This window comes from Desulfomicrobium norvegicum, assembly GCF_900114595.1.
GTDB lineage: Bacteria > Desulfobacterota > Desulfovibrionia > Desulfovibrionales > Desulfomicrobiaceae > Desulfomicrobium > Desulfomicrobium macestii.
The window spans coordinates 155,498-169,071 of record NZ_FOTO01000010.1 but is presented as its reverse complement, the minus strand read 5'-3'; the positions used below and the strand labels follow the sequence as shown (position 1 = coordinate 169,071).

The 13,574-nt window shown below is 61.1% G+C and carries 8 protein-coding genes and 1 rRNA gene; 2 read left to right on the top strand and 7 right to left on the bottom strand.

Translation table 11 applies throughout. The features are described 5' to 3' along the window. Positions 1–244 precede the first annotated feature (244 nt). Both rrf and gluQRS read right to left on the bottom strand, forming a co-directional pair. A 5S ribosomal RNA gene (gene rrf / locus BMZ24_RS14375) occupies positions 245–359 on the bottom strand. Between the two features lie 176 nt (positions 360–535). Next, entirely contained in the window at positions 536–1,531 is a 996-nt protein-coding gene (gene gluQRS, locus BMZ24_RS14370) for a tRNA glutamyl-Q(34) synthetase GluQRS (protein WP_092193430.1), read from the bottom strand. A gap of 141 nt (positions 1,532–1,672) precedes the next feature. Here gluQRS and BMZ24_RS14365 point away from each other — a divergent pair, with 141 nt between their 5' ends. Beyond that, positions 1,673–3,622, top strand: a complete 1,950-nt coding sequence (locus BMZ24_RS14365) for a molybdopterin-dependent oxidoreductase (protein ID WP_092193428.1) — start codon at positions 1,673–1,675, stop codon at positions 3,620–3,622. 9 nt (positions 3,623–3,631) lie between these two features. Here BMZ24_RS14365 and BMZ24_RS14360 read toward each other — a convergent pair whose 3' ends face one another. From BMZ24_RS14360 to BMZ24_RS14350, 3 genes are all read right to left on the bottom strand, one after another. Further along, a complete protein-coding gene (locus BMZ24_RS14360; protein ID WP_092193426.1) occupies positions 3,632–6,190 on the bottom strand; it encodes a cobyric acid synthase in 2,559 nt (852 codons plus the stop codon). 2 nt (positions 6,191–6,192) lie between these two features. Continuing rightward, positions 6,193–6,636 (bottom strand): alanyl-tRNA editing protein, encoded by a 444-nt coding sequence (locus BMZ24_RS14355; RefSeq protein ID WP_092193424.1) that lies wholly within the window; start codon positions 6,634–6,636, stop codon positions 6,193–6,195. Positions 6,637–6,701: 65 nt separating this feature from the next. Continuing rightward, positions 6,702–7,319: a LysE/ArgO family amino acid transporter gene (locus BMZ24_RS14350; protein WP_092193422.1), complete on the bottom strand. Its 618-nt coding sequence runs from the start codon at positions 7,317–7,319 to the stop codon at positions 6,702–6,704. Between the two features lie 91 nt (positions 7,320–7,410). Between BMZ24_RS14350 and BMZ24_RS14345 the strand changes: the two genes are divergently transcribed. Further along, entirely contained in the window at positions 7,411–8,376 is a 966-nt protein-coding gene (locus tag BMZ24_RS14345; protein WP_092193420.1) for a LysR family transcriptional regulator ArgP, read from the top strand. Here BMZ24_RS14345 and BMZ24_RS14340 read toward each other — a convergent pair. Further along, positions 8,261–11,311 (bottom strand): PEP/pyruvate-binding domain-containing protein, encoded by a 3,051-nt coding sequence (locus BMZ24_RS14340; RefSeq protein WP_143077924.1) that lies wholly within the window; start codon positions 11,309–11,311, stop codon positions 8,261–8,263. The genes BMZ24_RS14345 and BMZ24_RS14340 overlap by 116 nt on opposite strands. Before the next feature lie 114 nt (positions 11,312–11,425). Next, complete coding sequence (gene gdhA, locus BMZ24_RS14335; RefSeq protein ID WP_167364147.1) at positions 11,426–12,772, bottom strand: NADP-specific glutamate dehydrogenase; 1,347 nt, start codon at positions 12,770–12,772, stop codon at positions 11,426–11,428. Positions 12,773–13,574: the final 802 nt, after the last annotated feature.

Below are 13,574 nucleotides of genomic sequence, written 5' to 3'. Positions count from 1 at the left end.
TATCTAAATCAGTTCTATTTGCTCCAACTCGCTATTTATTTGTCAAAGATCCTTTAGCCTTCCGGCAAGAGGAAACGTCTCTATCGACTCCCTCACCCACCGTCAAGCGCTTTTTTCAAGCTTTTTCAAATTTCCTTCGCGAAGCGTTCTTCGCAAAGGCAGGGTTAATCTTCTAACCCCGCTGTCTTCAAAAGGTCAATCATTTTTTTAATGACTTTCCAACCTAGAGAAGAGAATAAAAAAGTCCTGGCGACGACCTACTTTCCCACAAGTGAACTTGCAGTATCATCGGCGCTGGAGGTCTTAACTTCCGAGTTCGGAATGGAATCGGGTGGTTCCCCTCCGCCGTGGTCACCAGGACGAAATATATGAAAATATCAATGAACTTTGCTTTGTCCGGAAGAGGCGTTCCTCATCGCGGAAGAAGCCTCTATGTGAACTCATCGACGCCCGTCAACTAAAAATTCACAGTTTTATAAAATTTATTGAAACCAATCCGCGGATTTCATTCTTAAATACTGAAATTAAAGACTTTTCACAAAATACCCTTCAATACGATTTCGGCCTGATCCTGCAAGACCACGGGTCCCTGGGGGATCTTCTCCCATGCAAATTCAGATACGATCTCCGCTGGTGCCACCGCGACGCCCTCGGGCAGCAAGCCTGCCAGATGTCCCAGATACCCCGCGACAGCCCTCGGCGATATCCCCATCTCACGCAGCGCGCGCAACTCAAGCGACTGATGACGCTTGGCCAGACGCACCCCCTCATGATCAAACAGCAAGGGCACATGGGCATAGCGTGGAACCGGCGCCTGCAGAAGATCAAAGAGGAAGATCTGACGTGGCGTGCACGGCAGGATGTCCGCGCCCCGGACCACCAGATTGATGGCCTGGTCCATGTCATCCAGGGCCACGGCCAGTTGATAGGATATGACCCCGTCCGAACGGCGCAGCGGGAAATCTCCGCCGCACTGCGCCCAATCCAGACGGACCTCGCCATGCAGCAGATCATCGAAGCGAGTCTCCCCCGCGCCATGCAAGCGCAGAGCCGGGCGCCTGCCCTCCGCCTCCCGTTCCCTGCATGCCGCAACGTCAAGCCCCAGGCAGGTGCCCGGATAGACGGGGCCGGCGTTCTCAAGATGGGGCGCGGAGGCCATGGTCCTGAGCTCCTTGCGCGTGCAGTAGCATGGATAGGTGCGCCCAAGACGGGTCAAGGCCTCAATGACCTCCGCATAGCGCTCCAGTCGCTCCTGCTGAGTGTACGGGGCATACGGGCCGCCGAGATCCGGCCCCTCGTCCCAGTCCAGGCCGAGCCATGCCAGATCGCGCATGATCTCCTCGGCAAAGTACGGGCGCGAACGCTCCGGGTCGATATCCTCCATTCGCAGCACAAGTCGCCCTCCGGCAGACCGCACAGCCAGCCAGCACAGCAGGAAGGACCAGGCGTTGCCGAGATGAAGATGTCCGGTCGGACTGGGGGCAAGCCGCCCACGCACAGGTGTTTCGGGGTTGGGAGCGAAGGACTTCATGGCTGTCTTCGGGAGCACGGGGGATGAGAATTGTCAAGCGGACCGGACCCAGGTTGACGACGACGGGCATGTGGCGGAATATGCCGCACGTCCTGAAAAACTGGGCGCCATCCTTCAAAATCTTCACCCCCCCTTTACATAATGAATGAAACAATCGTGACCACCTGCACCCGAGACTGTCCCAATACCTGCGGCCTTTTGGCCGAAATTCGCGACAGCCGTCTGGTCACCCTGAAAGGAGATCCCGGACACCCCATTACCAGGGGGCTGACTTGCGTGAAGGCGGCGCGGTACATCAAGCGGGTCTACAGTCCGGAGCGCATCACCCACCCGCTGATCCGCGACCGGCGCTCGCTTCCGTGGAGAAAGGCAGGATGGGACGAAGTGCTGGACACTGTCGCCAGCCGTTTGAAGTCCATCGCAGCGGAGTCCGGGCCCGAGGCCATTCTCTACTATCAGGGATACGGGGAGCGCACGGCCCTGAAACTCCTGAACCGCTACTTCTTCAATCTTCTGGGAGGGGTGACCACGCCGGCGGGATCGCTGTGCGGCGGAACGGGGCAGCGCGCCCAGGACCTCGATTTCGGCAGGCGCGTGTCCCACGATCCCCTGGACCACGCCAACAGCAGATCCATGATCCTGTGGGGCCGCAACCCCGTTTCCACCAACATCAGCCTTGTCCCCGTCATCCGCAAAATCCGCCGGCGCGGCGGCAGGGTTGTGCTCATCGATCCGGTGCCCAGCAGATCGGCGGCCCTCGCCGACAGGCACATCGCGCCCAAGCCCGGCTCCGACGCCTTTCTGGCCATGGCCGTGGCCAAGCTCATCCTGGCCCGGGAGGCCGAAGACCGCGACTTCCTGGAAAACCATGCGCTGGGCGCAAACGACTACCTGCGTATTCTGGCCCGGCACAGCGTGGAAGAATTGTGCGTGCGCTGCGACACAGCCGTGGAAGATGCGCACTTCCTGGCCGAAATCCTCATGCTCCAAAAACCCACGGCCACTTTGCTTGGCTGGGGCATGCACCGTCACAGGGAGGCCCACCTGTCCATCCGGGCCATTGACGCCCTCGCAGCCATCAGCGGCAACATCGGCGTCTCCGGCGGCGGAGTCAGCCAGGGCTTCGAGGAATATGGCCCCTTCGACCAGAAATTCTGGGGCGACGATCTGAACCCGCGCCGACGCACCCTGCTCCTACCGCGCATCGCAGAAGAGATCATGAACGCCCGCGATCCTGAAATCCGCATGATATATGTCACGGCCGCCAACCCCGTGTGTATGGCCCCGAACACGGCCAAGACGATCGCCGCGTTCCGGCACGCCGAATTCGTGGTCTATTCCGGGCACTTTCTGGACGACACCGCCGACCAGGCCCATGTCTTTCTGCCGGCCACGACGTTTCTGGAAGAAGAGGACGTCATGGCCAGCTACGGCCACAACCATGTCGGCCCCGTCAACCGGGCCATCGCGCCCATGGGCGAGTGCAAAAGCGAGTTCCGGATGTTTCACGACCTGGCCGGACGCTTTGATTTTGCCGATCGTTTCCAGCGCAGCGTCACGGACTGGCTGCACGACCTCTGCGCGCCCATCCGGGAACAGGGATGCTCCATGGCGGACCTGCGAAAAAAGGCCTTCCGCCTGAACGCTCCCATGGTCCCCTTTGCGGACAAAAGCTTCCCCACGCCCTCGGGCAGGTTTCAATTCATGACCGAGTTCAGGCCCGAGGACCTCGACCGCCGCGACCCCGCATACCCCTACAGGCTACTGACCATCGCCCCCCACGGGTTCATCTGCTCCGAGCGGACCATGACCGGACACGATCCGTTGCCCGTGGTCACCCTGGCCGAGGAGGAAGCGCGCCGCCTGGATCTTGAAAATGGAGAAGACGTGGTGGTGGAAAGCCGGACTGGAACTGTCCGGGCAAAACTTGCAGTGAAGGCCGGACAGCGGCGAGACATCCTGGTGTCTGAACGCGGGGGCTGGCTCAAAGCCGGGCACGGACTGAACCGACTGACCCAGGACATTTCAAGCACAGTGGGACGCGGCACGCCCTACTACGAGACAAGCGTGCGCGTCATCAAAGGCACCTGACCGACGCCCTCAATCCAGAAGGCGGTAGATTCGCTCCATGTCGAGACTCTCCCGCACCACCGAGGCCAGGCGATCCAGCGCGGCTTCAAGGTCATAGGCCACCTGCACCGACTTCAGAGGATCGAGCCCCTTGCGCATCCGCACTCGGTCCAGGAAATAACGCCGAAACCCGTCGGCATCAAAGACTCCGTGCAGATAGGTGCCCCAGACCATGCCGTCGGCCCGGGCCCATCCGATCACGGTTCCGTCCGTGCGGGTCATGAGCGGCTCGACCTGTCCATCCAGCACGCGCGTGCGTCCATGATGGATCTCATACCCGCGAATCGTTTCCCCTGAAGGCAGATGCACGCAGCTCGCCTGGCACAGGACCTTGTCCACCACCATTTGCGTTGCCAATGGCAGAAAGCCCAAGGGACGGGCGGACGCTCCCGCGCTTTCGACAAGGGCCGGGTCCGTGACGTCGGTTCCGAGCATCTGCAAGCCACCGCAGATCCCGACGATTTCGGCCTGACTGGCCAGAATCGCCTGAGCCATGCCCGAACTCCACAGATAGTCCAGATCCGCGAACACATTGCGCGAACCCGGAAGAATGATCACGTCGGCTCCGGCCAGATCCCGGGGTGCGCGGGCAATGCGCAGCTCCACATCCGGTTCAAGGCCCAGCGCATCAAGGTCCGTGAAATTGGAAATATGCGGCAGGTCCACGGCCACGACGCACAACTCGGCTTGCCTGCCAAGCGGCCGGGCATCCTTGAAGCTGACCGAATCCTCCTCGGGCAATCCCAGATTCCGCAGAAACGGCACCACACCCAGCGTCGGAACTCCGGTAAAGCGGCGCACATAGTCGATGGCGTCCCCGAGCAGATCCTGTCTGCCCCGGAAACGGTTGACGACAAAACCCGCCACCAGCGCGCGCTCCCATTCCTCCATGACCTCCATGGTGCCTACAAATGAGGCGAATACGCCACCCCGATCGATGTCTCCGGCCAGCAGCACCTTGGCCCCGGCATGGCGAGCCATGCGCATGTTGACCACGTCATGGGATTTCAGGTTGACCTCGGCCGGGCTGCCCGCCCCTTCCAGCACCATGACCCGGGACCGTGCGGCAAGCTCGTCGTAAGCCGTGGCGATGGTCTCGAAAATTTGCGGCTTGAAGCGGATGTACTGGCCCACGCTCATGTTGCCCACGGGCTTGCCGAGGACGATGACCTGCGAACCCGTCTCCGAGTTGGGCTTCAGGAGCACCGGATTCATGCGCACGTCCGGCTCCAGCCTGCAGGCCTGGGCCTGCAGGACCTGAGCCCGGCCCATTTCCCCGCCGCTGCGGGTAACGAAAGAATTGAGCGACATGTTCTGGGCCTTGAACGGAGCCACTCCAAGTCCATCCTGCAGGAAAATCCGGCACAGGGCCGCCGTGAGGACCGACTTTCCCGCGTTGGACGAAAGCCCCTGAAGCATGATGGCTGGGGTTTTGCGCACGGCCCGGCCGCGGGACCTGGCCGGTTCGAAAATCTTTGAAAAAGCCTCGACCAGGCGCTTGTTTTCCTCGGTGCCGCGCACGGCCACCCGAAAATAATGGGCGTCGAGTCCTTCATAATTGGCGCAGTTGCGGATCAGAATACGGCTTTTGGCAAGCACTTCCTGCAAGGCAAAGGCGTCCGGGTGCTCACTGCGGCAGAGCAGATAGTTGGCGCTGCCCGGAAAAACCGTGAGCCCAAGACCCACAAGATCAGCTTCCAGCCGAGTGCGCAGAGGCTGCACCGCATCCATGGAGCGCTCGGCGTAGACGTCGTCACGCAGGGCCTCCTCGCCCACGGCCTGCGCCAGCGCGTTGACGCTCCAATCCGGCAGCAGGGCCGAAATCGCCGCACACACATCCGCGCCGCCATACCCAAGGCCCAGACGCAGTCCGGGCACGGCATAGAATTTGGTCAGGGAATGCAGGACAAACAGATTGGGTCGAATCGTAGCGCCCAGCCGGGAAAGTCGCGGGACGAAATCGGCGAAAGCCTCGTCGACAAGAAAGAAGCTCTGCGGATGCCGATCGGCCAAATCCAGGATGCGCTCGGGTTCGAGCAGGGTCCCGGCCGGGTTTCCGGGCTGCCCGAGAATGACCAGGGCCCGCTCCTGAAGCAAATCCTCAAGTCCCGCCCAATCCATGGCGAAGCCGTTGTCGGGACGCAGCGTCAATGTCTGACAGGTAATTCCGGCGACCGCGCAAGCCCGCGCGTAATCTGCGTAGCAGGGCACGGGCAAAACGGCGCGCTCGATTCCAAGAGAGGCACAGACCCTGGGCAGGGCGTAAAGCAGTTCCGACGAACCGTTGCCCGCGACCACGTTGAGAGGCTGCACACCCATGCGCGAGGCGGCTATCCGGCACAGGCCCTCGGCCCGGGGCTCGGGATAATGCGCCGTCCCGGCCAGCGCGCGAGCCACCACGGGGCGCAGCCATGCGGGCGGCCCCAGGGGGTTGATGTTGGCCGAAAAGTCCAGAATGTCTTCGGGCGCACAGCCAAGCGACGCGGCCATGAAACGAATATTGCCGCCGTGTGAGGGGAGATTCGCCATGATCAGGCGTTTTTCCCGAGCTTGAAGCGCAGTCTGAGCACCCCGTTCTCAAATGAATGCGTGGTCAGACGGAACGTGCCCAGGGCACCGGTGCGGTCCACATGCTCACCGATGCATGGGCATGCGTCGTAATCCCCGACGTGGATGATGCGCAATTCCCCGGACGCGTCTTCCGGCAGGCGTTCCAGATTGAAGCGTGCCTCGGCCTCATTGCGGGACATGGCCTGGGCGAAGACCGGCAGATCGGCGGCGATGACGGCGTTCACCCTTGCCTCCACGTCCCGGGCCTCGGCCTCGGTCAGATCACGATCATAATGATAGTCGCACTTGGCCTTGTCCGGGTTCACATGGGCGGAAAAGCACCGCCCGCAGGCAAAAAGCCGGTCCATGGTCTGATTGAGAATGTGCTCCGCCGTGTGCATGCGCGGATCGTAATTTTTGGCCATCGTTCCTCCGATGAGAGGTTGATAGCCGGGGGACGGTGCGGGGTAAAGAGTTCAGACACCCCAAATCAGGCCGCAAATACGGACGCCACCAGCGATGCGGCCACACTCCACATGGTCAGGCCCACCAGAACATCGAGCACGGCCCATGATCTGGGATGACGAAAAAAAGGCAGCAACAGACGCGCGCCAAGGCCCAGGGCGAGAAACCAGAGCAGGGAAGCCGTGACCGCGCCCGCGCCGAAGAAAAAGCGCTGCGCCTCGGGATAGCGCCCACCGATGGAGCCAAGCAGGAGCACGGTATCGAGGTAAACGTGCGGATTGAGGAACGTCACGGCCAGGGTCGCGGCCACCGTGGCCCCAAGCCCCATCCGCGCCCGTTCCTGGGCTTCGAGACTTCCCGAGCGCATGGCCGAACGAAAAGAGCGCAGCCCGTACCAGAAAAGAAATGCCACTCCGAGCCAGGTGGCCCATACCGCCAGCGCCTCGCTGTGCGCCAGGACAATTCCCATCCCCGACAGTCCAAGGGTTATGAGCAGGGCGTCGCTCAAGGCGCAGATCAGCGCCACGGTGAGATGATGGTTGCGGGTCAGACCCCGATTGAGCACGAAGGCATTTTGCGCACCGATGGCGATAATGAGACCGGCGCCTGTTCCCAGACCCTGCAAAAATGGCGTGAAAATCATCAGGTTCCCCTTGTGTTACGTTGAACCGGGGAATAATTGAGGATGGGTCATAAGGAAAACGAATAATTTTATTGAGCCATAAGAAAAACTAATGATCGATACCAAACACCTTCAGGCCCTGGCCGCTGTCATCACCGAGCAAAGCTTTGAAAAGGCCGCCCGCTCTCTCTTTCTGACCCAGTCCGCGATTTCCCAACGCATCCGTCAGCTTGAGGAGCACGTGGGGCAAATGCTCGTGGTGCGCTCGGTGCCGATCCGGCCCACATCAGCGGGGATGGCCATGCTGCGCCACTTCCGGCAACTTTCCGTTCTGGAGGAATCGCTCTTCGAGGAATTGGCCCCGGGCGAAAGCAGCACTACGGCGACCGTGACCCTGGCGGTCAACGCCGACAGCCTGGACAACTGGTTCCTGCGCAGCATTCCCGACATCCTCGCGGAAGAGAACGTACTCCTTGATCTCGTGGTCGACGACCAGTCCGTGACCCACGCCTACCTGCGCTCGGGGGAAGTCCAGGGTGCCATCACCTCGACGCCGGCGAATTTTCAGGGGCTGCTCACCCACGACCTTGGCGACATGGAATACCTGTGCGTGGCCACACCTGCGTTCAGATCGCGCCACTGCCCACATGGTTTCGACCGACAGACCGCGGACACCGCGCCGATCGTCATCTTCAACCACAAGGACGCGCTGCAGCACGAATTCCTGCGCCAGCACTTCGGTGAGGAAATCACCCCGCCCGCACACGTCATGCCGTCCAACATCAGCTTCCAGGGGCTCATCCTCCAAGGCGGAGCGTACGGCATGGTCTCCAGCATCCTGGCCGAACCGTATCTGAAGAAAGGCGAGCTGGTCGATCTCACCCCGGGAGAAACCTTGCGCGTCCCCCATTTCTATCAGTGCTGGAGCCTGCAGAGCAGCCTTTCCCGGCGCATCGCCGAAATCATAGTGCGCACTGCCCGGGCGAACCTGATCCCCCGGAACCCAGAGTGCAGCACCCAGCACCCTGCGGTTCCGGGTCCACCTCACGCCCCTGCGCCGCCCCGTTTCCGGGAGTGATCGCGCAGTGCGAGCTGCGGCCATCGACCTTGATGATCATTGGTGCCGACAGGCGCACATGAACCACATGCTCCTCCCTGGCCACGACGTCGTGCCCCTCAAGCCACTCCCAGTCGAAACGCTCGCCTTCCTTGCCCGACATCATAATGTAATTGATCCCAAGAGTGGTGATGTTGTGGAAGAAGTGGGAACCCTGGGACGGTTCCACGCGCAGTTGCGCCGAAGCGGTCTCGACGATGGCCGAAACCCCGCAGATGTCGTTCCAGGCCACGGGAATGCCCAGCCAGCGATCCGCCGTGCCCCATCGCCCGGGACCCACCAACAGATATTTGCGCCCCTCGGCCACGAGCGCAGCATTGATGCGGCTGATTTCCCCCGCGATCTGCACTGTTTTCTCGACCTCGAAAGCATCGGGTCGCACAAAGACGACATCCTGAACGTCGCTCTTCTCGGCGTTGCCAAGCGCGTGGGTGGACAGGCAAAAGGCACGCCCGCGGTCATGCTCGGTGATGGTGACCCGATTGAGATCCGCCCGGGCGGACATGGGCCGCAACTGGAGCAGGGAGAATACGGGCCTGTGCTCCTTGTCCGGGTGAAGTCTGCACGCGAACTCGATCTCCACGGGGCAGCCCATGGCCGATTCCGCGATTCCAAGGACGTCGGCCAGGATCTCCGCCAGAGGCAGAATCTTGTGCTTCAGCACCGGCGCGAAAAGCAGAACACGCGGCCGATCGGGGATGGACGCGGTATCGCGGATGCGTCCTTCCTCCGGCAGAAAGGTTGAGGCCACCAGCGCCAGGGGCCCGTCGTCCTCGGCTTCGGTGATGTTGCGGCGGGAGAGTGAAAAATCCGTGCGCGCCCAAGGCCAATGCTCCAGAGACAGGCTGTAGAATTCGGTCTGTGCCGTGCGCAAAGCCAGTTCGACGGTCGGACATTGGGGCAGGATGTTCGGATATCTCGGCGAAAAACGCAGGGTCTGCCCGCCGTCGACCACGATCTTGCCGAATCCGAAAGCGATGGTGGCCACCCCGTCCTCGGGCTTCATGCGCCCGAAAGGATAGTAATTGTAGGACTGAGCCACTCCGGAAATGGCCGGATAGAAATACCCTGCGTACTTGTCCCCGATGACCTGCTGCACCAGCACGCCCATCTTCTCCTCGTCGGTGCGCTGGCTGACCCGGCGCGAAAAGGCCTTGGGCGCCTGATAGAACGTGGAGGCGTAGACCTGCTTGATGGCCAGGATCAATTCCTGAAGGCGCACGTCCGGGTCGGGATGATTGTTGGGGACCATAATCGTGGAGTACAGCCCGGCATAGGCCTGATACTGGGCGTCCTCAAGGAGGCTTGACGAGCGTACGGCCAAAGGATGGTGGACCTGCGCCAGATAGGCCCTTAGCTGATGGCTGAGCCACTTGGGGAAACGGGCCTTTTCGACGATCTTCAAGACCTCGTCGTCGGCAAGATCCGTACTGGACAAATATTTAAGATCATTGATTTTTACAAACGAATCAAACCCTTCAGTCGAAATACCCAGCGTCTTGGGCATGAAAAAATCTACCCCGGGATATTTTACCGCCAGGGCCGGAATCCTGTTCAGGATCGAAAACAGAAACGCCAGCCCGCGCGCCTTGCCACCCATGGAGCCCTGGCCGATCTTGAAGAAATCCGTGGTCGGATCGAAATCCTTGGCGTTGAAATTCGCCACGATGCCCTTCTGGCGCTGCTGCCGCCTGTCCCGGATCATCTCGATGACGCCGCGCCGCAGGAACTCCGGTGAAGCGAAGTCCGACTCGCTCATGGGCCGCAGACGGTTGGCCAGCTCAAATTCAGTGCGCGCAAAAAACCAACGCGAGAAATCATTGTGACGGGAATGATGGACCAGGGCCTCGGCCGGAATGGTTTTTAGCCGCTCCTCCAGCGCATAGAGACTCCCGGCCCGGGAGATCTCCTCGCCCTCCGGGCCGCGAAAAATGAAATCGCCGAACCCCAAACGTTCCAGAACGAAAGCGCGCACATCCGCAAGCAGGCTGGGAGAGTTCTTATCCACGAAACTGGCCGGAATCTCCATGGCCCTGCGGGCGTTGTCCGGTTCGTTGCTCATGAGGAGCAGCGGAATGTCGAAACGCTGCGCCTTGATGGCGCCAAGCAGATCAACACCGGCCGAGGCGTCGAGCTTGCCGCCACGGGGAAAGCGCACATCGGAAAGCACGCCCAGCACATACGGCTCGAATTTTTGGAACAGGGCCAGCGCGTCTTCGTAGTTGTCGGCCAATAGAATCTTGGGCCGACAGCGCATGGTCAGCAGACGGTGTTCCTGATTGAGCCCTTCCCGGATGACGTCCTGGGTCTGGACGACAAGCTCGCGGTACAGGATGGGCAGCAGGCAGGACTGATAGCGGGGGGAATCCTCGACCACGATGATGACCCGGATGCCGACGCTGACCGTGTCGAAGTCCACGTTCATGGCGTCCTCGGCGTTCTTGACCAGGGCGACCAGAAGATCGGCGTTGCCGGTCCACACGAACTGGCGGTCTATGCCGTCGGCCGGGTTCTCTCCCGGCAGAAAGACCTCACGGTGCGTCAGGAGATAAACCGGGATGCCAAGCCCGAATTCCTTGATCTTCTGTCCCAGGATCAAGGCCTCGCGCTCGGCCAGCTGCGGCATGAGGATGACCAGCTCGAACGGGCGCTGCCGCAGAAAGGCCAGGGCCTCCTCGGCGCCTGACGCCCACGTCAGGCGCGGCGGCCGACTCAGGTTCAATCCCTGATACTCGGACACGATGCGTTCGGAGAGCTTGCAATCCTCCTCCATGACCCAGGCGTCATAGGCTGTGGACACAAGCAGAATATTCTGGACTTTCCTGGCCATGAGATCATGGAATTTTCTGAATTCCGAATCCTGGGCCACAAGTTGCAAATCCGGCGTGTTGGGCATGAAAGTCTCCTTGGATAGACGCAAACGTAACCAAAGCGCTCATCCGGGGCAACGCGGCAAGGCAAAGAAAAAAGCCGGCGGACCGGCTTTGAATTGCGAATAGACCAGCGAGGGCTACACCACGCCCTGATCCAGCATGGCGTCGGCCACCTTCACGAATCCGGCGATGTTGGCGCCCACGACATAGTTGAGGGGTTTGCCGTAGACCGCCGCGGTGTCCATGCAGACCTTGTGGATGGTCTTCATGATCAGCTTCAGCCTGTCGTCCACTTCCTGCCGGGTCCAGCTCAGGCGCATGCTGTTCTGGGTCATCTCCAGGCCAGAGACCGAGACCCCGCCCGCGTTGGCGGCCTTGCCGGGGCCAAAGAGCACGCCGTTGTCCAGGAAGATATGCACGCCCTCGTTCGAGGTAGGCATGTTCGCGCCCTCGGTCACGACCCGCACGCCGCCGGCCACCATGTTTTCCGCATCGAGCCTGCCTATTTCGTTCTGCGTTGCGCATGGGAAGGCGCAGTCGGCCTTGTGCGCCCAGAGCGGATTGTATCCAAGCCCATAGTCCGCCGGAGTGAAGACGGCCTCGGGGTATGCGTCCACGTACTCACGCACCCGGCCCCGGCGCACATTCTTGAGGTGCTTGATGAAGGCGAGCTTTTCGGGCGTGACTCCGGCCTCGTCGTAGATGTAGCCCGACGAATCCGAAAACGTGATCGGGGAACTGCCCAGCTGCAACAGCTTTTCCATGGTGTATTGGGCCACGTTGCCCGAGCCGGAGACCAGGCTGCGCGTCCCCTCCAGCGTCTTACCCTGGGCCGCGAGCATCTCGCCCGCGAAATAGACCGCCCCGTACCCCGTGGCCTCGGGCCGGACCAGGCTGCCGCCCCAGGAAGCGCCCTTGCCCGTCAGCACGCCCGTGAATTCGTTTCTGAGCTTCTTGTACATGCCGAACATGAAGCCCACTTCGCGCGCGCCCACGCCGATGTCTCCGGCAGGCACGTCCGTGTTCGGCCCGATATGCCGGAAGAGTTCGAGCATGAAGCTCTGGCAGAACCGCTGCACCTCATTGTCGGACTTGCCCTTTGGGTCGAAATCCGCACCGCCCTTGCCCCCGCCCATGGGCAGGGTGGTCAGGGAATTCTTGAAGACCTGCTCGAAGGCCAGAAATTTGAGAATGCCGAGATTTACGGAAGGGTGGAAACGCAGACCGCCCTTGTAGGGCCCGATGGCGCTGTTCATCTGAACCCGAAACCCCCGATTGACGTGCACATCCCCGTGATCGTCAACCCATGGAACCCGGAAGATGATGACGCGCTCCGGCTCGACCATGCGTTCGACAATCCCTGCCCGGCGATACTCGGGATTGCGCTCAAGCGCCGGTTCTATGGACTCCATGACCTCCGTCACGGCCTGATGAAATTCCACTTCGCCCGGGTCCCGCCGCTTGACCAGTTCAAGAATCTCCATGCTCATGAAAGTCCTCCGCAAGTAAGCTGTTGCAGGCATGTTCGGTCTGTACTCATTCGAGGCTAAAAAACATAAAAAACCTTGCCGCCCTTCTTCCCCCAAGCGAAGCCAAGGTCAAGGGAGTCCGGCGTTTTTTTCGCAAAAGAAGCGCTGTTTCGCACAATCTCTGGATTACCGGCACGTTTCCCGTAATTTCAACGGAAGCCTTGCGAGGGCCAACCCGCCACGCCGCGCTCCAAACAAACAAAAAACCGCGCCCTCTCACAGCAACGCCGGATGGATCCCCGCCTTCGCGGGGATGACGCATCGTGATGCCGAAGGACCGAAGCATGGAAGTACCGCTTGGATCGCAGTGTTCTTTCGGAAATTCATAGCATCGCAGTGCCGTGGCGGGGCGGGTTGGTCCGGGCAGGTTGCCTCGACTGTCTGACCGAGCCTGGCATCGTTGGCGAAATCGTTGCCGCCCGCACGGCCTCACTCGTGCGACCTGCACGCAACGATTCCGCCGTACGAGGCCCGCGAGGGAGTTTCGAGACGACCTGACCGGGCCAACCCGACCCGTCACACTCCAAACAAGCGAAAAACCGCGCCCTCTCACAACAACGCCGGATGGATCCCCGCCTTCGCGGGGATGACGCATCGTGATGCCGAAGGACCGAAGCATGGAAGTACCGCTTGGATCGCAGTGTTCTTTCGGTAATTCATAGCATCGCAGTGCCGTGGCGGGGCGGGTTGGTCCGGGCAGGTTGCCTCGACTGTCTGACCGAGCCTGGCATCGTTGGCGAAATCGTTGCCGCCCGCA

What these genes read in the sequence shown, in the direction of transcription:
- BMZ24_RS14345 (WP_092193420.1), top strand. Translation starts at nt 7,411, where the DNA reads ATGATCGATACCAAACACCTTCAGGCCCTGGCCGCTGTCATCACCGAG.
- gluQRS (WP_092193430.1), bottom strand. Translation starts at nt 1,531, where the DNA reads ATGAAGTCCTTCGCTCCCAACCCCGAAACACCTGTGCGTGGGCGGCTT.
- BMZ24_RS14355 (WP_092193424.1), bottom strand. Translation starts at nt 6,636, where the DNA reads ATGGCCAAAAATTACGATCCGCGCATGCACACGGCGGAGCACATTCTC.
- gdhA (WP_167364147.1), bottom strand. Translation starts at nt 12,772, where the DNA reads ATGGAGATTCTTGAACTGGTCAAGCGGCGGGACCCGGGCGAAGTGGAA.
- BMZ24_RS14350 (WP_092193422.1), bottom strand. Translation starts at nt 7,319, where the DNA reads ATGATTTTCACGCCATTTTTGCAGGGTCTGGGAACAGGCGCCGGTCTC.
- BMZ24_RS14365 (WP_092193428.1), top strand. Translation starts at nt 1,673, where the DNA reads ATGAATGAAACAATCGTGACCACCTGCACCCGAGACTGTCCCAATACC.
- BMZ24_RS14360 (WP_092193426.1), bottom strand. Translation starts at nt 6,190, where the DNA reads ATGGCGAATCTCCCCTCACACGGCGGCAATATTCGTTTCATGGCCGCG.
- BMZ24_RS14340 (WP_143077924.1), bottom strand. Translation starts at nt 11,311, where the DNA reads ATGCCCAACACGCCGGATTTGCAACTTGTGGCCCAGGATTCGGAATTC.